The sequence below is a fragment of the Kitasatospora cinereorecta genome (assembly GCF_024172095.1).
GTDB classification, from domain to species: Bacteria; Actinomycetota; Actinomycetes; order Streptomycetales; family Streptomycetaceae; genus Kitasatospora; species Kitasatospora cinereorecta.
Window position 1 is genome coordinate 504937 of record NZ_JAMZDX010000006.1, and the last position, 19611, is coordinate 524547.

The 19611-nt window shown below is 71.4% G+C and carries 18 protein-coding genes and 1 pseudogene; 10 read left to right on the plus strand and 9 right to left on the minus strand.

From position 1 onward, the window contains the following. Positions 1-27 precede the first annotated feature (27 nt). From sigM to trxA, 4 genes are all read left to right on the plus strand, one after another. Positions 28-753 (plus strand): RNA polymerase sigma factor SigM, encoded by a 726-nt coding sequence (sigM, locus tag FHR36_RS31640; protein WP_253802764.1) that lies wholly within the window; start codon positions 28-30, stop codon positions 751-753. Then, positions 750-1700, plus strand: a complete 951-nt coding sequence (locus tag FHR36_RS31645) for an anti-sigma factor family protein (RefSeq protein ID WP_253802766.1) — start codon at positions 750-752, stop codon at positions 1698-1700. The genes sigM and FHR36_RS31645 overlap by 4 nt, the downstream gene beginning before the upstream one ends. Positions 1701-1912: 212 nt before the next feature. Beyond that, a complete protein-coding gene (gene trxB / locus FHR36_RS31650) occupies positions 1913-2878 on the plus strand; it encodes a thioredoxin-disulfide reductase (protein WP_253802768.1) in 966 nt (321 codons plus the stop codon). Between the two features lie 99 nt (positions 2879-2977). Further along, complete coding sequence (trxA, locus tag FHR36_RS31655) at positions 2978-3304, plus strand: thioredoxin (protein WP_253802770.1); 327 nt, start codon at positions 2978-2980, stop codon at positions 3302-3304. Positions 3305-3387: 83 nt separating this feature from the next. On the opposite strand, the gene FHR36_RS31660 is transcribed toward trxA, so the two are convergent. The 9 genes and pseudogenes from FHR36_RS31660 to rpmH form a co-directional block, all read right to left on the minus strand. Further along, positions 3388-4008 carry a GNAT family N-acetyltransferase gene (locus FHR36_RS31660; protein ID WP_253802771.1) on the minus strand — a complete coding sequence of 207 codons (621 nt, stop codon included), beginning with the start codon at positions 4006-4008 and terminating at the stop codon, positions 3388-3390. A 103-nt stretch (positions 4009-4111) separates the two neighbouring features. Further along, positions 4112-5212 carry a ParB/RepB/Spo0J family partition protein gene (locus FHR36_RS31665; RefSeq protein ID WP_253802773.1) on the minus strand — a complete coding sequence of 367 codons (1101 nt, stop codon included), beginning with the start codon at positions 5210-5212 and terminating at the stop codon, positions 4112-4114. After that, a pseudogene (locus tag FHR36_RS31670) lies at positions 5209-6201 on the minus strand (ParA family protein); the annotation flags it as partial. The gene FHR36_RS31665 and the pseudogene FHR36_RS31670, both read right to left, overlap by 4 nt. Positions 6202-6343: 142 nt before the next feature. After that, complete coding sequence (gene rsmG, locus FHR36_RS31675) at positions 6344-7132, minus strand: 16S rRNA (guanine(527)-N(7))-methyltransferase RsmG (RefSeq protein WP_253802774.1); 789 nt, start codon at positions 7130-7132, stop codon at positions 6344-6346. A gap of 301 nt (positions 7133-7433) precedes the next feature. Next, positions 7434-7955, minus strand: coding sequence for a Jag family protein (locus FHR36_RS31680; protein ID WP_253802775.1), 522 nt, complete (start codon positions 7953-7955; stop codon positions 7434-7436). 67 nt (positions 7956-8022) lie between these two features. Continuing rightward, positions 8023-9189, minus strand: coding sequence for a membrane protein insertase YidC (yidC, locus tag FHR36_RS31685; protein WP_253802776.1), 1167 nt, complete (start codon positions 9187-9189; stop codon positions 8023-8025). Positions 9190-9192: 3 nt separating this feature from the next. Then, entirely contained in the window at positions 9193-9507 is a 315-nt protein-coding gene (yidD, locus tag FHR36_RS31690; protein ID WP_253802777.1) for a membrane protein insertion efficiency factor YidD, read from the minus strand. Continuing rightward, positions 9504-9932, minus strand: coding sequence for a ribonuclease P protein component (gene rnpA, locus FHR36_RS31695; protein ID WP_253802778.1), 429 nt, complete (start codon positions 9930-9932; stop codon positions 9504-9506). The genes yidD and rnpA overlap by 4 nt, the downstream gene beginning before the upstream one ends. 19 nt (positions 9933-9951) lie before the next feature. Further along, positions 9952-10089, minus strand: a complete 138-nt coding sequence (gene rpmH / locus FHR36_RS31700) for a 50S ribosomal protein L34 (protein ID WP_253802779.1) — start codon at positions 10087-10089, stop codon at positions 9952-9954. Positions 10090-10473: 384 nt separating this feature from the next. On the opposite strand from rpmH, the gene dnaA reads away from it, so the two are divergent. From dnaA to gyrB, 6 genes are all read left to right on the plus strand, one after another. Further along, a complete protein-coding gene (gene dnaA, locus FHR36_RS31705; protein ID WP_253802781.1) occupies positions 10474-12333 on the plus strand; it encodes a chromosomal replication initiator protein DnaA in 1860 nt (619 codons plus the stop codon). A 964-nt stretch (positions 12334-13297) separates the two neighbouring features. Beyond that, positions 13298-14428, plus strand: a complete 1131-nt coding sequence (dnaN, locus tag FHR36_RS31710; RefSeq protein WP_253802783.1) for a DNA polymerase III subunit beta — start codon at positions 13298-13300, stop codon at positions 14426-14428. A gap of 139 nt (positions 14429-14567) precedes the next feature. Beyond that, entirely contained in the window at positions 14568-15443 is an 876-nt protein-coding gene (gene gnd / locus FHR36_RS31715) for a phosphogluconate dehydrogenase (NAD(+)-dependent, decarboxylating) (RefSeq protein ID WP_253802785.1), read from the plus strand. A 43-nt stretch (positions 15444-15486) separates the two neighbouring features. Beyond that, complete coding sequence (gene recF / locus FHR36_RS31720) at positions 15487-16620, plus strand: DNA replication/repair protein RecF (RefSeq protein ID WP_253802787.1); 1134 nt, start codon at positions 15487-15489, stop codon at positions 16618-16620. Between the two features lie 62 nt (positions 16621-16682). Further along, complete coding sequence (locus tag FHR36_RS31725) at positions 16683-17210, plus strand: DciA family protein (protein ID WP_253802789.1); 528 nt, start codon at positions 16683-16685, stop codon at positions 17208-17210. 264 nt (positions 17211-17474) lie between these two features. Continuing rightward, positions 17475-19508, plus strand: a complete 2034-nt coding sequence (gene gyrB, locus FHR36_RS31730) for a DNA topoisomerase (ATP-hydrolyzing) subunit B (RefSeq protein ID WP_253802791.1) — start codon at positions 17475-17477, stop codon at positions 19506-19508. Positions 19509-19611 lie beyond the last annotated feature (103 nt).

Here is a 19611-nt window from a genome sequence, read left to right on the forward strand (position 1 = left end):
GACCGGACCGGGCGGGAGGGGGCGGGGATGGCAGCGGAACCCGGTGACGCCGACCTGCTCGCCCGGCACGCCGCCGGCGACCCGGACGCCTTCGGCCTCCTGGTCCACCGGCACCGGGACCGGCTCTGGGCGGTCGCCGTGCGCACCCTGGGCGACCCCGAGGAGGCCGCCGACGCCCTCCAGGACGCCCTGGTCTCCGCCTTCCGCTCCGCCCACACCTTCCAGGGCCGTTCGGCCGTCACGACCTGGCTGCACCGGATCGTGGTCAACGCCTGCCTCGACCGGGCCCGCAAGAGCGCCGTCCGCCGGGCCGGCTCGCTGGACCAGGATCCGCGGCCACTGGAGGGCGCCCTCGGCAGCGCCGAGCCGGCCGACGCCCCGGTGGTCCGCGCCGAGCTGCGCCAGGAGGTGGCGGCCGCGCTGGACGGCCTGCCCGCCGACCAGCGCGCCGCCCTGGTCCTGGTCGACATGCAGGGGTACCCGGTCGCCGAGGCCGCCGAGATGCTCGGCGTGCCGGTCGGCACGGTCAAGAGCCGCTGCGCCCGCGGCCGGGCCCGGCTGCTCCCGCTCCTCGGCCACCTGCGGGCGGACCGTGTTTCACGTGAAACCGCGGACGGTACGCCCGGAGGGGAACCGCGCACCGTTTCACGTGAAACATCCGCCGGCGGGAACCCGGAGCGCCCCGGCCCCGTCACATCCACGGGCCCCGCCCGGACCGCCCCGGCCCTGGAAGGAGATGCGAGCCCGCGATGACCCCGCACCCGCCTTCCTCCGACCGGCAGCCGGACGACCACCCCGACATCGACGTCCTCGCCGACCTCACCGAGGACCTGCTCCCCGCCGAACGGGCAGCCGAGGTCCGCGCGCACCTCGCCGACTGCCCGGACTGCGCCGAGACCCACGCCGCGCTCGCCGAGGTCTCCCGGCTGCTGGGCGACACCGAACCTCCGGCCATGCCCGAGGACATCGCCGCCCGGATCGACGCCGCCCTCGCCGCCGAGTCCGCCGCCCGCGCCGCCGTCACCCCGGCCCCCGAGCGGCCCGCGACCACGCCCGGCCCCCGGGCGTCCCGACCCACCCCGCCGCCGCCCGGACGCCCCAAGGAGGCCGCTCGACCCGGCGGCTCGACCCGGCCCGCGCCGGCCGGCGGGCCCGGCCGCAGCCGGCGCCGCAGCGCCACCCAACTCCTGCTCGTCACCGCCGTGCTGGCCGGTGTGCTCACCCTCGGCTCGGTCCTGCTCTTCCAGGGCACGCACGGCGGCGGCTCCACCGCGGTCACCGCCGACGCGGGCCACAGCGCCCCGGCCCTCGCTCCCGGCACCGGCTCCGGGGCCGGCAAGAGCACCGGTGCACCGTCCTCCCGGCTGCCCGCCACCGCCTCGCTCCAGGAGTTCCGCGAGGACACCCTGGCCGCCCAGGTCCACACCCTGCTGGCGACCCGCCCCTCCCCCGGCATCGCGGTGGAGAACCCGTCCGACGGCCGCCCCGCGAACCAGGCGCCGCCCGCCTGCGTCACCGCGGCGACCGGCCACGCCGACCGGCTCCCGCTGGCCACCGCCACCGGCCGCTACGGCACCACCCCGGTCACCGCGCTCGTCTACCCCTCCGCCGAGGGCACCGGCCGGGTCGACGTCTACCTGGTCACCCCCGACTGCCCGGGCGCCACCGTCCTGCTGCAGCGCACCGTCAGCGACCACTGACGCCGCCCCCGCGGCCGCCCGGGCGACCCGGTGGCCGTCCCCGCGACGGGCCGCTGATTCCTCCCCCGGACGGGAGCCGGAAGCCCACACTCCGAGAGCGTGGTGCACTCGGGCCTGGGAATGCGGGAGACTGGTCAGTCGTTGTCCCGGGCGGCGGAGCAGAACCGCCCTCCCCGCACTACAGCGGGTCGCGATGCGAACCAGGAGATGCAGTGAGCGACGTCCGTAACGTGATCATCATCGGCTCCGGCCCGGCCGGATACACCGCCGCCCTGTACACCGCGCGTGCCTCGCTGAAGCCGCTGGTGTTCGAGGGCGCGGTCACCGCCGGCGGTGCCCTGATGAACACCACCGAGGTCGAGAACTTCCCGGGCTTCCGCGACGGCATCATGGGCCCCGAGCTGATGGACAACATGCGCGCCCAGGCCGAGCGCTTCGGCGCCGAGCTGGTGCCGGACGACATCGTCTCCGTCGACCTCACCGGTGACGTCAAGACCGTCACCGACTCCGAGGGCACCGTCCACCGCGCCCGCGCCGTGATCGTCACCACCGGCTCCCAGCACCGCAAGCTGGGCCTGCCCCGCGAGGACGAGCTCTCCGGCCGCGGTGTCTCCTGGTGCGCCACCTGCGACGGCTTCTTCTTCCGCGACCAGGACATCGCGGTGGTCGGCGGCGGCGACACCGCCCTGGAGGAGGCCACCTTCCTGTCCCGCTTCGCCCGCTCGGTGACGGTCGTCCACCGCCGCGACTCCCTGCGCGCCTCCAAGGCGATGCAGGAGCGCGCCTTCGCCGACCCGAAGATCTCCTTCGCCTGGGACAGCGCGGTGGACGAGATCCACGGCGACCCGAAGCTGACCGGTCTCACCCTGCGCGACACCACCACCGGCGAGAAGCGCGAGCTGGCGGTCACCGGCCTGTTCATCGCGATCGGCCACGACCCGCGCTCCGCGCTCTTCCAGGGCCAGCTGGACCTGGACGCCGAGGGCTACCTCACCGTGGACGCCCCCTCCACCCGGACCAACATCCCCGGCGTCTTCGCCGCCGGCGACGTGGTCGACCACACCTACCGCCAGGCGATCACCGCTGCGGGCACCGGCTGCTCGGCCGCGCTGGACGCCGAGCGCTACCTCGCCTCGCTGGCCGACCTGGAGGCCCAGGCCGCCGCGGTCGCCGTCTGACCTGCCCCCCGCCGCCGGCCCGTTCCACGTGAAACAGAACGGCACCCGGCATTGTTGTCACCAACGCACCCCCCTTCGCCCGACCCCTAAGGAGTCCCCGTGGCCGGCGCCACCAAGGAAGTGACCGACGCGAACTTCGACGCCGAGGTCCTCAAGAGCGACAAGCCCGTCCTGGTCGACTTCTGGGCCACCTGGTGCGGCCCGTGCCGCCAGGTCGCCCCGATCCTCGAGGAGATCGCGGCCGAGCACGGCGACAAGCTGACCATCGCCAAGCTCGACGTCGACGCCAACCAGGCGACGGCCGCGCAGTACAACGTGATCTCCATCCCGACCCTGAACGTCTACCGGAACGGCGAGCTGGTGAAGACCATCACCGGCGCCCGCCCGAAGGCCGCGCTGCTGCGCGAGCTCGCCGAGTTCATCTAGTCGGCCACACCGAGCGCCCCCCGGAGGATCCTCCGGGGGGCGCTCGGTGTTTCACGTGAAACCGTTCCCGCCCACGTGTCGGCTCAGAACGGACGCAGGGCGGGTTCCTTCCGCCGGCTCCCGCCGAGCAGCCGCTCCAGCGCCCCCTCCACGTCACCGCGCCAGGAGAGCGTGGTGCGGGCCTCCAGCCGCAGCCGCGGGTACCGCTGGTGCGGCCGGACGGTCTTGAAGCCCACCGCCAGCAGATGGTCGGCCGGCAGTACGCAGCTCGGGATCTCCCGGCCCACCGCGCCGAACGCCTCGATCGCCCGGAAGCCCCGGCCGATCAGGTCCTTGGCCACCGACTGGACCAGCACCCGTCCGAGTCCCTGCCGCTGGTATCCGGGCAGGAGTCGGCTGACCATCAACTGCACCGCGTCCGGCGAGATCGGACTGGTCGGGAACGACTGCGAGCGCGGCACGTACGCCGGCGGGGCGTAGAGCACGAACCCGGCGGGTACCCCGTCCACGTACGCCACCCGGCCGCACGACCCCCACTCCAGCAGGACGTCGGAGATCCATCCCTCCTTCTCCGACTCGGCCTTCCCCGACTCCACCGCCGCCCGGCCGCTCACCGGGTCGAGCTCCCAGAACACACAGGAGCGGCAGGTCGTCGGAAGGTCCGCGAGGTTGTCCAGCGTCAGCGGAACGATCCTCCGCCCCACTCCCCACACCTCCTCCTCAGTGTCGGACTCCAGTCTGCTCCGGACAGCAGAACGGGTGCACGTTTCACGTGAAACATGCACCCGTCCATGCGTCGTGGATGGCTCAGCCCTTGGAGAGCCGCAGCCCGTCCTCCCCCGGAGCCAGGCTGTCGAGGATCCGGTTGAGGTCCTCGACCGAGGCGAACTCCAGCACCACCTTGCCCTTGCCGAGCTTTCCGCCGCGCTGGGAGACCTCGACCTTGACCCGGGTGTCGAAGCGGTCGGAGAGCCGGTCGGCCAGCTCGTTGAAGGCCGGGGAGAGGATCTTGCCGGCCTTCGGGGCGGCGGCCTTCTTCGGCGCCTCCTCACGGCCCATCAGCGCCACGATCTCCTCGGTGGTCCGCACCGAGAGGCCCTCCGCGATGATCCGCTTGGCCAGCTGGTCCTGCCGCTCGCCGTCGGCGACCCCGAGCAGCGCGCGGGCGTGCCCGGCGGTGATCACCCCGGCGGCCACCCGGCGCTGCACGGCCGGCGAGAGCTTCAGCAGCCGCAGCGTGTTGGAGACGTGCGAACGGGAGCGTCCGATCCGGTCGGCCAGCTCGTCGTGGGTGCAGGAGAAGTCGCGCAGCAGCTGGTCGTAGGCGGCCGCCTCCTCCAGCGGGTTGAGCTCGGCGCGGTGCAGGTTCTCCAGCAGCGCGTCCAGCAGCAGCTTGTCGTCGTCGGTCGCGCGGACGATCGCGGGGATCAGCTCCAGGCCGGCCAGCCGGGAGGCCCGCCAGCGCCGCTCGCCCATGATCAGCTCGTAGCGGTCGGGTCCGGCCTGACGGACCACCACCGGCTGGAGCAGACCCACCTCCTTGATGGAGGCGACCAGCTCGTCCAGCTTCTCCTCGTCGAAGACCTCGCGCGGCTGCCGCGGGTTGGGGGTGATCGACTCCAGCGGGAGCTCGGCGAAGCGTGCCCCGTCGACCGGCGCCAGCGCCTGCTCCAGCACACTGGCCGGGACGCTCTCGCCGGCCAGCTCGCGCAGGCTCTCGGCGGCGGCCTTGGCCGCCACCGTGCCGCGGTCGGTGGGCAGCACCGGCAGCGACGCCGGGGAGAGCACACCCGCCCCGCGGGCGGGCGGCGCCACCGCGGGTTCGGCCGTGCCGACTCCGCCGGCCGGCGCGGTCGCCGGGATCAGCGCCCCGAGCCCTCGTCCCAGACCCCTGCGCGCACCACTCACCGGTTGTCCTCCATCGTGCTGCCGTGCTCTGCCGTCGGCGCCGCGTGCCGGCCGGAGCCGGTGCGCTGCTGCCCCACCGTGCCGGCGGCCCCGCGGACCGCCAGTTCCCGGGCCGCCTCCAGGTAGGAGAGCGCACCGCTGGAACCAGGATCGTAGGTCAGCACGGTCTGCCCGTAGCTGGGGGCCTCGGAGATGCGCACCGAGCGCGGGATCGCGGTCCGCAGCACCTCCTGCTCGAAGTGGGTGCGGACCTCCTCGGCGACCTGGGCGGCCAACCGGGTCCGGGCGTCGTACATGGTCAGCAGGATGGTGGAGACGTGCAGCACCGGGTTGAGGTGCGCCCGGACCAGCTCCACGTTGCGCAGCAGCTGGCCGAGGCCCTCCAGCGCGTAGTACTCGCACTGGATCGGGATCAGCACCTCCTGGCCGGCCACCAGGGCGTTGACGGTGAGCAGGCCGAGCGAGGGCGGGCAGTCGATCAGGACGTAGTCCAGCGGCTGCTCGTACGCGGCGATGGCGCGCTGCAGCCGGCTCTCCCGGGCCACCAGCGAGACCAGCTCGATCTCCGCGCCGGCCAGGTCGATGGTGGCGGGGCAGCAGAACAGGCCCTCGACGTCCACCACCGGCTGGACCACGTCGGCCAGCGGCCTGCCCTCGACCAGCACGTCATAGATGGACGGCACCTCGGCGTGGTGGTCGATGCCGAGCGCAGTCGAGGCATTGCCCTGCGGGTCCAGGTCGATCACCAGGACGCGCAGCCCGTGCATGGCGAGCGAGGCGGCCAGGTTGACGGTGGTGGTGGTCTTGCCCACCCCGCCCTTCTGGTTGGCCACCACCATCACCCGGGTCGTGGCGGGCCTGGGCAGCCCTTCGCCCGCGCGTCCCGCGACCTGCACCGCGGCCTGGGCAGCGCGTGCGATGGGCGTGTCATCGACCTGAGCGACGATCTCGGAGTCCTGCATGGGGGTCAGTGTTTCACGTGAAACCGGAGCAGCAACAGTCGCGGCCCGGACCCGGCCGAGCCCGGCATGGAGCCCTTGATCAAGTACTCCGGTGAGGAGTGAGCGACGTTTCACGTGAAACACGATGCCCGGAATGTCGTAAATCTGACGGTGCGACACACCGGAGCGATCAACGTCGGCGGCGCCCCGCACCCCGTCCGGCCGTATCCCCGCCCTTGCCGCCGCGGCCGGCCCTAGCCGCCTTGGCCCGCCGGTTGGCCGCCCGCACCCCGCCGGGGCTCTCCCCCGCCTCCACCCGGACCACCCGGGTCGAGGTCTCCAGCACGCCCTCGCCGACCGAGAGCACCGACCACTTCACCGCACCCAGCCGGCTCAGCGCCGCGTGCGAGTCGGCCAGCTCCTGCTCCGCGGTGTCGCCCTTCAGCGCCAGCATCTGCCCGTACGGGCGCAGCAGCGGCATCCCCCAGCCGGCCAGCCGGTCCAGCGGCGCCACCGCGCGCGCGGTCACCACGTCCACCGCCACCTTGCCCACGGTCTCTTCGGCCCGGCCGCGCAGCACGGTCACGTTCTCCAGACCGAGCTCCCGGACCACCTCCTCCAGGAAGGTGGTCCGCCGCAGCAGCGGCTCCAGCAGGGTCACCGAGACGTCGGGGCGCGCCAGCGCCACCGGGATGCCGGGCAGGCCGGCCCCGGAGCCCACGTCGCACAGCGAGGCGTTGGCCGGCAGCAGCTCCGCCAGCACCGCGCAGTTCAGCACGTGCCGGTCCCACAGCCTCGGCACCTCGCGCGGACCGATCAGCCCGCGCTGCACCCCGGCCGTCGCCAGCAGCTCGGTGTAGCGCACGGCCATCGGCAGGCGATCCCCGAAGATCTGCCCGGCCACGGCCGGAGCCTCGGTCAGGCCCTCCACCGGCCCGCCCTCGGCCGGAACCTCGGCCGCCACGCCGTCCCTGTCCATCTGTGCCTCTCCGCTCACCGTCGAATCCACCCGCCGTACCTGCACTGTTTCACGTGAAACGTCCCACCGCGCAGTGCCACCGCACGTCACCACGCACGTTCCCACCCCGCGGTCCCCCGGCGCAAAGCGGGGGCCGGGGAAGGTGCCCCCCGCCGATCCAAGGGGCGCCCGCGCCCGACCCCGTAGACCCGACCCCGTAAACCCGTAGACCCGACCCCGTAAACCCGTAAACCCGACCCCGTAAAGGGGACGACCCCGCCCGCAGAAGCGGACGGGGTCGGTCACCGGACCGCCACCGGCGTCAGGCCGGCAGCACGACCACACAACGCTGGGGCTCCTCGCCCTCCGACTCGCTGCGCAGGCCGGCCGCCGCCACCGCGTCGTGCACCACCTTGCGCTCGAACGGCGTCATCGGCTTCAGCTTGACCTGCTCACCGGTCCTGCGGACCTGCTCGGCCGCCTCGGCGCCGAGCTCGGCCAGCTCGGAGCGCTTGCGCGCCCGGAAGCCGGCGATGTCCAGCATGAGGCGGCTGCGCTCGCCGGTCTCCCGGTGGACGGCCAGCCGGGTCAGCTCCTGCAGCGCCTCCAGCACCTCGCCGTCGTGGCCCACCAGGCGCTGCAGCGTCCGGTCGTCGCCGTCGCTCACGATGGACACCAGGGCGCGATCGCCCTCGACGTCCATGTCGATGTCACCGTCGAGGTCCGCGATGTCCAGCAGACCCTCGAGGTAGTCGGCCGCGATGTCACCCTCGCGCTCCAGACGCGTGATGACCTCGGCGCCGCCCGCGGGCGCATCGACCGCGGAGGTGGTGCCTTCCGTCACTGGTGGACTCCTTCGATGAGGATGGGCCCTCGGATGGGGGCCGAGTAGGAGGTTCTGGAGAGGTCCGTCAGGACTTCTTCTTCGGCCGCTGGCCGCCGCGCTTGGGCTGCTGGCGCTGGCCCGGCCGGGCACCCGGCTTGGCCCCCGCGGGCTTCGCCCCGCCCGGACGGCCGGCACCCGCCGGCTCGGCGTCCACCGGAGCGGCGTCCGCGGGCTCGGCCTCGGCGACCTCGGCCTCGCCGTCCTTGTGCAGCACGGGACCCTGGTGCGAGCCGGCGGCCTGGCGCTGGGCCTTGCTCTGCTTGCGCGGCTGCTGCCGGCGGACCTGCACGCTCTCCTCGACCACAGCGGCCGCGGCGGCCGACGACGAGGACTTGCCGCCCGAGAGCATGGCCATCAGGCCGACCTTCTTGATCGAGCCGTCCGGGTTGATCCGGCCCTGCCGCTTCAACCGCTCCTGGCGCTCGGCGAAGGCCTTGCTGCCCGGCGTCGGGTTGTTGCGGATGACGATCAGCTGCTGGCCCATCGACCAGACGTTGGTGGTCAGCCAGTAGACCAGGACACCGACCGGGAAGTTGATGCCCATCACGGCGAACATGACCGGGAAGACGTACATCAGCATCTTCTGCTGCTGCATGAACGGCGTCTTCACCGTGAGGTCGACGTTCTTGGTCATCAGCTGGCGCTGGGTGATGAACTGCGACAGCGACATCAGCACGATCATGACCGCGCAGACGATCTGGATGTGGACGCTGTCCGCGCCGACGAACTTCGCCGACAGCGGCGCACCGAAGATGTGCGCCTGCTTGGCGCTCGCCAGCAGGTCGGCGTTGATCACGCCGATCGGCTTGTCATTGGCGACCGAGGCCAGCACACCGTAGAGGGCGGTGAAGAACGGCGCCTGCACGATGATGGGAAGGCAGCTGGAGAACGGGTTGGTACCCGCCTCCTTGTACAGCTTCATCATCTCTTCGGACTGGCGCTGCTTGTCGTTCTTGTAGCGCTCCTGGATGGCCTTCATCTTCGGCTGGATCGCCTGCATGGCCCGGGTCGCCTTGATCTGCTTCACGAAGAGCGGGATCAGGCAGATCCGGATGACGACCACCATCATCACGATGGACAGGCCCCACGCCAAGCCACCGTCGGGATCGAAGACGTGGCTGAACAGCGAGTGGAACTGGACGATGATCCAGGACACCGCTGTGTAGAGGGGACTCAGAAAACCGAAGGTCACCGGTCAGACTCCTTGGACATCGGGCTTCGCCACCGGCTCCGGCTCGGCGGTCCCGCTCGTGGGGCTCAGCAGATTGCGCAGCCGGCGATGCCACACCGGGTGCTTGCGCGGCGGAACGTGGTCGACCCCTCCGGGGGACCAGGGGTTGCAGCGCAGGATGCGCCAGGCGGTGAGACCGCTGCCCTTGATCGCTCCATGCACACGCACCGCCTCGTACCCGTAGTGCGAACACGAGGGGTAGTAGCGGCAGACCGGGCCGAGCAGCGGACTGATCGTCCACTGGTAGAGCCTGATCAGGCCCATCAGCAGGTACTTCATCGCCCTGCTCCCGTCGGCGCACTGCCGGTCGGCTCCGCCCGGAGCAGACGCCGCAGCGCCGCGTCCAGGTCGTGCTCGAGATCGTGGTACGAAGCGTCCGCCGCCGCGGGCAGCGCACGTACCACTATCAGGCTACCTGCGGGCAGCCTGGACAGACGCTCACGGATCAGGTGACGTAGTCGACGCTTCACCAGGTTGCGCACGACCGCGGGACCCACGGCCTTGCTCACGACGAAACCCGCACGCGCCGAAGGAAGCCCCTCGGCGACGTGCGGGTGCAAGTCGCTGTTCCGGTCGCTCGGCCCCACCGGTTCGCCGTCTCTGTTGAGATGGACCACCAGCAGGGGCCGACCGGCCCGGCGACCGCGTTTCACCGCGGTCGCGAAGTCCTGGCGCCGCCGCAGCCGATTCTCGGTGGGCAGCACTGCAGACCCTCGGCGAAGATCAGGCGGACAGCGCGGCGCGGCCCTTGCCACGACGGGCCGACAGGATGGCACGGCCGGCGCGGGTACGCATGCGCAGCCGGAAGCCGTGGGTCTTGGCGCGACGACGGTTGTTCGGCTGGAAGGTGCGCTTGCTCACTCGGGGGCTCCTGGGATGAATCGTAGGATGACGGGAGGTCGCTTGGCCGTCACCGTGCGTCCGCGTGATCTCCCCTGTGATCGGGAAATCCGGCCCCAACGACCCAGATCTGCTGGGATTGAGGCGATCCACGGCGCCCGTGCTGCGCGCGTCATGGAAGCGGGCGGACCCGCGGACATGCGGCAGCGGCCATCGACAACTCGACCTGGTTACGGTACGCGGGAGCGGGGTCGAGGGTCAAACCAGCCGGACCGGGGCCTGTTGCCCACAGCCTGTGGACAACGACTTGAATCAGCTCTGTCCGCTGACTACCGTTGCAGGACTTGTCTGGTTTGTTCTGTCCCTTGACACCCCGCACCTCGGGGAACGAGAAAGCGTGCTCCAGTGGCTGACCTGAACAGCGATCTCGTCCTCGTCTGGGCGAAGGTCGTCGAACAACTGGTCAACGACGCCGGGGCCGCCGACAGCGACAAGATGTGGCTGCGCCGCACCCAGCCGATGTGGATGATGCACGGTACGGCGCTGCTGGCCACCCCCAACGAGCGGGCCAAGCAGGTCCTGGAGGGCCGGCTGCTGCCGCAGCTGACCGACGCGCTCTCCCGCGAGTTCGGCCGCCCGGTCCGGATCGCGGTCATGGTGGACGCCGGCGCCACGCCGCCCGCCCCCGCCGCACCGGCCCCCGAGCCGCCCGCCGCCCCCGCCGACGAGTGGCCCCCGCCCTCCTACGAGCAGGGCCCGGCCTACCCGCACCAGCAGCAGCCCGGCGGCTGGCCCTCGGCCGAGAGCTACCCGCCGCCCTCCCAGGACTACCAGCGCCCCTACGAGCAGCCCTACCAGTCCGGTCCGTCCTACGGCTCGTCCGGCTACGAGGGCGCTCCCTACGAGGACGAGGGCAGCGACGAGGCCGGCGGCTGGCCGCCGGCCCCCGCCCGTCCCGAGCGGCGCGGCGAGCCCGCGCCCCGGCGCGGCGGCCGCTCCACCGCCGACTCCGCCCAGGGCGACCTGTTCGGCGGCGCGCTCGGCTCCCCCGACGAGGACCGCCCACGCTCCGCGGCCGCCCGCCGCACCCCGGCCCGGCCGCCCGCGCAGCCCCCGGCGCTCCGCCCGGGCGGTCCGGGCGGTCCCGGCTCCCCGGTCGAGCGCACTCCCGCCCCCGGCGTGCCCGCGCCGCCCGGCGCACCGCCCGCCGGCGGCCCGCGCAAGGACGAGCCGGCCGCCCGGCTGAACCCCAAGTACCTGTTCGACACCTTCGTGATCGGCGCCAGCAACCGCTTCGCGCACGCCGCGGCGGTGGCGGTGGCCGAGGCCCCGGCGAAGGCGTACAACCCGCTCTTCATCTACGGCGAGTCCGGGCTGGGCAAGACCCACCTGCTGCACGCCATCGGGCACTACTCGCGCAGCCTCTTCCCGGGCACCCGGGTGCGGTACGTGAGCTCCGAGGAGTTCACCAACGAGTTCATCAACTCCATCCGGGACGGCAAGGCGGACGCGTTCCGCAAGCGGTACCGGGACGTGGACATCCTGCTCGTCGACGACGTGCAGTTCCTGGCGAGCAAGGAGTCCACGCAGGAGGAGTTCTTCCACACCTTCAACACCCTGCACAACGCCAACAAGCAGATCGTGCTCTCCTCGGACCGGCCGCCCAAGCAGCTGATCACGCTGGAGGACCGGCTGCGCAACCGCTTCGAGTGGGGACTGATCACCGACGTCACCCCGCCGGAGCTGGAGACCCGGATCGCGATCCTGCGGAAGAAGGCGATCCAGGAGCAGCTGAACGCCCCGGCCGACGTGCTGGAGTTCATCGCCTCCCGGATCACCCGCAACATCCGCGAGCTGGAGGGCGCGCTGATCCGGGTGACGGCCTTCGCCAACCTCAACCGGGCGCCGGTCGACCTGGAGCTGGCCGGGATCGTCCTCAAGGACCTGATCCCGGGCGGGGACGAGGACGCCGGCCCGGAGATCACCGCGCAGGTCATCATGCAGCAGACGGCGGCCTACTTCGGGCTGGGCGTGGACGACCTCTGCGGCTCCTCGCGCAGCCGGGTGCTGGTGACGGCCCGCCAGATCGCCATGTACCTCTGCCGGGAGCTGACCGACCTGTCGCTGCCGAAGATCGGTGCTCAGTTCGGCGGCCGCGATCACACCACGGTGATGCACGCGGACCGGAAGATCCGCTCGCTGATGGCCGAGCGGCGGTCCATCTACAACCAGGTCACCGAGCTGACCAACCGCATCAAGAGCTAGTCGCCGCAGGCCGGTTGGCCGTGTGCAGGGGAGTCGGGCCGTTGGCCCGGCTCCCCTTTTTCGTGGCCGCGGGCGAGGTGTGGAGGCCGCCGGGGCGGGGCAGGAATGGTTCGGCCGACGGGTCGGCAGACGCCCTGCGGACTCCGGGCCGACGGTCCGCCAGGCCTGCCGCCGTACCGAACATCTGAGCAACAATTCGAACGGGATCGGCCCGATCGGCGGTCGTCCACAGGAGCGGGTGGTTCTACCCCGTCCACAGCCTGGGGAACGCCGAGTTATCCAGAATTCCTCCACAGGCGGTACGCCGCTAGGCTCTTCGGCGCAGGTCAGGTGCCTGGGGACTTGTGCACAAGACTTGTCCACAGGGTGTGGAAATCTGCTGGGCCGTCAGAGTGGCCTCCGGGTTATCCACTGCTTGTCCCCAGGGAAATCCCAGTTATCCCCAGGTTCTCCACAGCCTCGTCCACAGTTCGACAACATTGCTCGGCCGTTCATGCCCAGGTGTGAAAGCCGTCACGTGATGTTGCCCAGGGCCCCGTGGATAACCGGGGTCGAAGCTGGGGACAGACTTGGGGATAACCTGTGGATACTCAGGGTGGGTTGTGGGTAACGCTCAGTCGTCCACAGCAAGGCCTGGTTGTCCACACTGGCGGTCCACAGGTTCTGTGGACAAAAAACAGGCCCTGAGCTGCGCAAACGCGGTTATCCACGGTTTCCACAGGCCCTACTACTACTACTACACATAGAGACCCCTGAGCTTGATCAACAGTGGGGCGGGCCGAAATCTGTGGACAAGCCGGCCCCGACATCTGTTCGGCTTGCTTCCGCCCATCTGCCCCGTCTGTCGGTGGAGTACGTCAGACTGTTCTCCGGCACCCGGTGGCCGAGCGGTCCGTCCGGTCGACAGGTGCAGGTACGACGATCAACAGCACAAGCGACAGCAGAAGCCAGGAGGCGGTTACCGGTGAAGTTCCGGGTGGAGCGTGATGTCCTCGCGGAGGCGGTGGCCTGGGCTGCTCGCAGCCTCCCGGCGCGGCCGCCGGTGCCGGTCCTGGCCGGCCTGCTGCTGACGGCCCAGGAGGGCTCCCTGGCGCTCTCCGGCTTCGACTACGAGGTCTCGGCCCGGGTCGAGCTGGAGGCGGACGTCGAGGAGCAGGGCACGGTGCTGGTCTCCGGCCGCCTGCTCAACGACATCTCCCGCAACCTGCCCAACCGCCCGGTGGAGATCTCCACCGACGGCATGCGGGTCAGCGTGGTGTGCGGCAGCTCGCGGTTCACCCTGCCGACGCTGCCGGTGGAGGAGTACCCGTCGCTGCCGCAGATGCCGACCGCGACCGGCACCGTCTCCGGCGACGTGTTCGCCTCCGCGGTCAGCCAGGCCGCCGTGGCCGCCGGCCGCGACGACACCCTGCCGGTGCTCACCGGCGTCCGGGTGGAGATCGACGGCGACCGGATCACCCTGGCCGCCACCGACCGGTACCGCTTCGCCGTCCGCGAGCTGCTGTGGAAGCCCGAGCAGCCGGACATCAACGCGGTCGCCCTGGTGCCCGCCAAGACCCTGCAGGACATCGCCAAGTCCCTGGGCAGCGGCGACACGGTCTCCATCGCGCTGGCGACCGGCGGTGCCGGCGAGGGCCTGATCGGTTTCGAGGGCGCCGGCCGGCGGACCACCACCCGCCTGCTGGAGGGTGAGTTCCCCAAGTTCCGGTCGATCTTCCCGACCGAGTTCAGCGCGGTGGCCGCGGTGCAGACCCAGCCGTTCCTGGAGGCGCTCAAGCGCGTCTCGCTGGTGGCCGAGCGCAACACCCCGGTCCGGCTCAACTTCGAGCAGGGCGTGCTGACCCTGGAGGCCGGTTCGGGCGACGACGCGCAGGCGTCCGAGCGGGTCGAGGCGGACCTGGAGGGCGACGACATCTCGATCGCCTTCAACCCGGGCTACCTGGAGGAGGGCCTCAAGGCCATCGACTCCGCTTACGCGCAGCTGAGCTTCACCACCCCGACCAAGCCGGCGCTGCTGACCGGCAAGGCCGCGGTGGACGCCGAGGCCGACGACGCCTACCAGTACCTGATCATGCCGGTGCGCCTGTCCGGCTGACCGGTCGTTGATCCACAGGGTGTGGATGACGGGCCTCCTCCGCCTGCCGGAGGGGGCCCCCGTCGCTTCCCGGCGTAGGCTCAGGGCAGTGCGGCAAGGGCGCCGCCGCCAGGCACGTCACCACAGGTAAGGACTTCTCATGGAGCTCGGCCTCATCGGTCTCGGCAAGATGGGCGGCAACATGCGCGAGCGCATCCGCCGCGCCGGCCACACCGTGATCGGGTACGACCGCAACCCCGAACTCGCCGACGTGGACAGCCTCGAGGAGCTGGTCGCCAAGCTGGAGGCTCCGCGCGTGGTCTGGGTGATGGTGCCGGCCGGCGGCCCGACCCGGGACACCGTGGAGCTGCTCGGCGAGCTGCTCTCCCCCGGCGACGTGGTGGTCGACGGCGGCAACTCCCGCTGGACGGACGACATCCAGCACGCCGAGCTGCTGGCGGCCAAGGGCATCGGCTTCGTCGACTGCGGTGTCTCCGGCGGTGTCTGGGGCCTGGAGAACGGCTATGCGCTGATGTACGGCGGCGACGCCGAGCACGTGGCGAAGGTGCAGCCGGTCTTCGACGCGCTGAAGCCGGAGGGCGCGTTCGGTTCGGTGCACGCCGGCAAGGTGGGCGCGGGCCACTTCGCGAAGATGGTCCACAACGGCATCGAGTACGCGATGATGCAGGCCTTCGCCGAGGGCTGGGAGCTGCTGGAGGCGGCGCCCGAGGTCACCGACGTGCGCGAGGTGTTCCGCAGCTGGCAGGAGGGCACGGTGATCCGGTCCTGGCTGCTGGACCTGGCCGTGCGTGCGCTGGACGACGACGAGCACCTGGCCAAGCTCAAGGGCTGGGCCGCGGATTCGGGCGAGGGCCGCTGGACGGTCGAGGCCGCCATCGACCACGCGGTGCCGCTGCCGGCGATCACCGCCTCGCTGTTCGCGCGGTTCGCCTCGCGTCAGGACGACTCGCCGCAGATGAAGATGATCGCCGCGCTGCGCAACCAGTTCGGCGGCCACGCGGTCGAGTCGAAGTAAGCACGCGAAGCCACCACCGAGAAGGCGAGCGCCGTACCCCGTCATGCATGTCGCGCATCTGTCGCTCGCCGATTTCCGTTCCTACGCCCGGGTCGAGGTTCCGCTCGACCTGGGCGTGACGGCGTTCGTGGGCCCGAACGGCCAGGGCAAGACCAACCTGGTGGAGGCCGTCGGGTACGTGGCGACGCTGGGCAGCCACCGGGTGGCCACCGACGCCCCGCTGGTGCGGCTGGGAGCCGAGCGGGCGGTGATCCGCACCAGCGTGGTGCAGGGGGCGCGGACCACGCTGGTGGAGCTGGAGATCACCCCGGGGAAGGCCAACCGGGCCCGGATCAACCGCTCGGACAACGTCCGGCCGCGGGACGTCCTGGGGGTGCTGCGGACGGTGCTGTTCGCCCCGGAGGACCTGGCGCTGGTGAAGGGCGACCCGGGGGAGCGCCGGCGTTTCCTGGACGAGCTGCTGACCGCCCGGGCGCCGCGGCTGGCCGGGGTGCGGCAGGACTACGAGCGGGTGCTGAAGCAGCGCAACGCGCTGCTGAAGACCGCCGCGATGGCCCGTCGGGCGGGCGGCGGCAAGGGGGCGGACCTGTCGACCCTGGAGGTCTGGGACGGGCACCTGGCGCGGGCCGGGGCGGAGCTGACCGCCTTCCGGCTGCAGCTGGTGGCGGCGCTGCAGCCGCTGGTTTCGCAGGCGTACCACCAGCTGGCGCCGGGGGGCGGGGAGACGGTGCTGGAGTACCGCTCGTCCTTCGAGGGGGAGCTGCCGTCCAGCCGGGAGCAGGCGGAGCTGCAGTTGCTGGAGGCGCTGCAGGGGGCGCGCAAGCAGGAGATCGAGCGGGGGCTGACGCTGGTCGGGCCGCACCGGGACGAGCTGGTGCTGCGGTTGGGGCCGCTGCCGGCGAAGGGGTACGCGAGCCACGGGGAGTCGTGGTCGTACGCGCTGGCGTTGCGGTTGGCCTCGTACGAGTTGTTGCGGTCGGACGGCGGGGAGCCGGTGCTGGTGCTGGACGACGTGTTCGCGGAGCTGGACGCGCGGCGGCGGGACCGGCTGGCGGAGCTGGTGGCGGGTGGTGAGCAGGTGCTGGTGACGGCGGCGGTGGCGGAGGACGTGCCGAAGGCGCTGGCGGGGGCGCGGTACGCGGTCTCGGAGGGCACGGTGGCCCGTCTGGACCCGTGAGTCCCTGGTGTTCCGTACTCTTGAGTACTTCACCGTCCACAGCCTGGGGATAGGAGCGTGCCATGGCCGGGACTCCGGAGCCGTCGGGTGTGGAGCCGTCGGGCGTGGATCTGGCGCGGGTGGCGTTGCGGGCGGCGAAGGAGCAGGCGCGCAAGCGGGGTGAGCAGGTCCGGGAGAAGCGGGAGGCGCGGCGGCACGGGCTGCGTTCGGGGGCGCGGGCGGACGGGCGGGATCCGGTGCCGTTGGGGGCGGCGCTGAATCGTTTGATCACGGAGCGCGGTTGGGAGGCGCCGGCCGCGGTGGGCGGGGTGATGGGCCGCTGGCCGCAGATCGTCGGTCCGGACATTGCGGCGCACTGTGTGCCGAAGTCGTACGTGGAGGCCGAGGCGGTGCTGACGGTGCAGTGCGACTCGACCGCGTGGGCGACGCAACTCCGTTTGTTGGCTCGGCAGTTGGTGGCTCGGTTGAACCACGAGCTGGGGCACGGCACGGTGCGGGTGATCAAGGTGCTGGGGCCGGACGCGCCGGTGCGGGGGTACGGGCGCCTTCGCGCGCCGGGGAGCAAGGGGCCGGGCGACACCTGGGGGTGAGTCGGCGGGCCGGGTGGTGCGGGCTCCGGGATCACTCGGAGTGAACGGCTCCGGAACGGCTGGCGGCCCGCGTGAGGGCTCTGAGCCCCCGGGCCGAGTATCGGGACATGTGCAGAGGGGATTCAGGGCGGCACATCTGCCCTCAGGGGCTGCCAAACGCCCCTCTCTGTCAGTCGTACCGGTAGACTGAGAGCCAAACACCGTTGCTTGCAGCAACCGAGTCGAAACGCCGTGGTCGCACGCTTGCCCCATCCGGGGGCGGGGATGCGGCCCGCGCTGTGCCAGAGAGGGCGCTTCGTGGCCGATTCCGGCATTCCCAGCCAGAACCCAGACCCCACCGACCAGTCCGGCAACAAGGCCTACGACGCCAGCGCGATCCAGGTGCTGGAGGGCCTCGACGCCGTCCGCAAGCGCCCGGGCATGTACATCGGCTCGACGGGCGAGCGCGGCCTGCACCACCTGGTGCAGGAGATCGTGGACAACTCCGTCGACGAGGCCATGGCAGGGCACGCCGACACCATCGACGTGACCATCCTGGCCGACGGCGGCGTCCGGGTGATCGACAACGGCCGAGGCATCCCGGTCGGCATCATGCCGGGCCAGGACAAGCCGGCCGTCGAGGTCGTGCTGACCGTGCTGCACGCCGGCGGCAAGTTCGGCGGCGCCGGCTACGCCGTCTCCGGCGGCCTGCACGGCGTCGGCATCTCCGTGGTGAACGCGCTGTCCACCCGCCTCGCGGTGGAGATCTGGACCGACGGCGCCCGCTGGACGCAGGAGTACAAGTCGGGTGCCCCGACCGCTCCGCTGGCCAAGCACGAGGAGACCGGCCGGACCGGCACCAGCGTGACGTTCTGGGCCGACGGCGACATCTTCGAGACCACGGTCTACTCCTTCGAGACGCTGTCGCGGCGCTTCCAGGAGATGGCGTTCCTCAACAAGGGGCTGACCATCTCGCTGACCGACGAGCGCCTGGAACACGCCGACGAGGAGGGCAACCCGCTCTCGGTCACGTACAAGTACGACGGCGGCATCGCCGACTACGTCGCCCACCTGAACTCCCGCAAGGGCGAGCCGGTCCACCCCTCGGTGATCGACTTCGAGGCGGAGGACAAGGACAAGCGGATCTCGGTCGAGATCGCGATGCAGTGGAACGCGTCCTACACCGAGGGCGTGTACTCGTTCGCCAACACCATCCACACCCACGGCGGCGGTACCCACGAGGAGGGCTTCCGGGCCGCGCTGACCGGTCTGATGAACCGGTACGCGCGCGACAAGAAGCTGCTCCGGGAGAAGGACGACAACCTCTCCGGCGAGGACATCCGCGAGGGTCTGACCGCGATCATCTCGATCAAGCTCGGCGAGCCGCAGTTCGAGGGCCAGACCAAGGACAAGCTGGGCAACACCGAGGCCAAGACCTTCGTGCAGAAGGTGGTCAACGAGCACCTGGCCGACTGGCTGGACCGCAACCCGACCGAGGCGGCGGACATCGTCCGCAAGTCGATCCAGGCCGCCAGTGCCCGGGTCGCCGCCCGCAAGGCGCGCGACCTGACCCGGCGCAAGGGCCTGCTGGAGTCGGCGTCGCTGCCGGGCAAGCTCTCCGACTGCCAGTCCAAGGACGCGGCCGAGTGCGAGATCTTCATCGTCGAGGGTGACTCCGCCGGCGGCTCGGCCAAGCAGGGCCGCGACCCGCGCACCCAGGCGATCCTCCCGATCCGCGGCAAGATCCTGAACGTGGAGAAGGCCCGGATCGACAAGGTGCTGCAGAACACCGAGGTCCAGGCGCTGATCTCGGCCTTCGGCTGCGGCATCCAGGAGGACTACGACGAGTCCAAGCTGCGGTATCACAAGATCGTGCTGATGGCCGACGCCGACGTCGACGGACAGCACATCCGGACCCTGCTGCTCACCCTGCTGTTCCGCTTCATGCGGCCGCTGGTGGAGGCCGGGTACGTGTACCTGGCGATGCCCCCGCTCTACAAGATCAAGTGGGGCAAGGACGACTTCGAGTACGCCTACTCCGACCGCGAGCGGGACGCGGTGATCGCGGCCGGCGTGGAGGCCGGGCGCCGGCTGCCCAAGGACGACGCCATCCAGCGCTTCAAGGGTCTCGGCGAGATGAACGCCGAGGAGCTGCGGATCACCACCATGGACGCCGAGCACCGGCTGCTGCTCCAGGTCACCCTGGAGGACGCGGCCCGCGCCGACGACCTGTTCTCGGTCCTGATGGGCGAGGACGTCGAGGCCCGCCGCTCCTTCATCCAGCGCAACGCCAAGGACGTCCGCTTCCTGGACGTGTGACGCACCCGTCAGGATCGTTGAAAGGAAACTGACCACCAGTGGTCGACGACAACCGTCCCGACGGCGGCGAGCCCGAGGACAGCACCGAATCACCCCAGCGCAC

Bases quoted from the DNA above. Each gene is read 5' to 3' on its own strand.
- sigM (WP_253802764.1), top strand. From the start codon at position 28: ATGGCAGCGGAACCCGGTGACGCCGACCTGCTCGCCCGGCACGCCGCC.
- FHR36_RS31645 (WP_253802766.1), top strand. From the start codon at position 750: ATGACCCCGCACCCGCCTTCCTCCGACCGGCAGCCGGACGACCACCCC.
- rsmG (WP_253802774.1), bottom strand. From the start codon at position 7,132: ATGGACAGGGACGGCGTGGCGGCCGAGGTTCCGGCCGAGGGCGGGCCG.
- yidD (WP_253802777.1), bottom strand. From the start codon at position 9,507: ATGAAGTACCTGCTGATGGGCCTGATCAGGCTCTACCAGTGGACGATC.
- gnd (WP_253802785.1), top strand. From the start codon at position 14,568: ATGGAGCTCGGCCTCATCGGTCTCGGCAAGATGGGCGGCAACATGCGC.
- recF (WP_253802787.1), top strand. From the start codon at position 15,487: ATGCATGTCGCGCATCTGTCGCTCGCCGATTTCCGTTCCTACGCCCGG.
- FHR36_RS31725 (WP_253802789.1), top strand. From the start codon at position 16,683: ATGGCCGGGACTCCGGAGCCGTCGGGTGTGGAGCCGTCGGGCGTGGAT.
- gyrB (WP_253802791.1), top strand. From the start codon at position 17,475: ATGCGGCCCGCGCTGTGCCAGAGAGGGCGCTTCGTGGCCGATTCCGGC.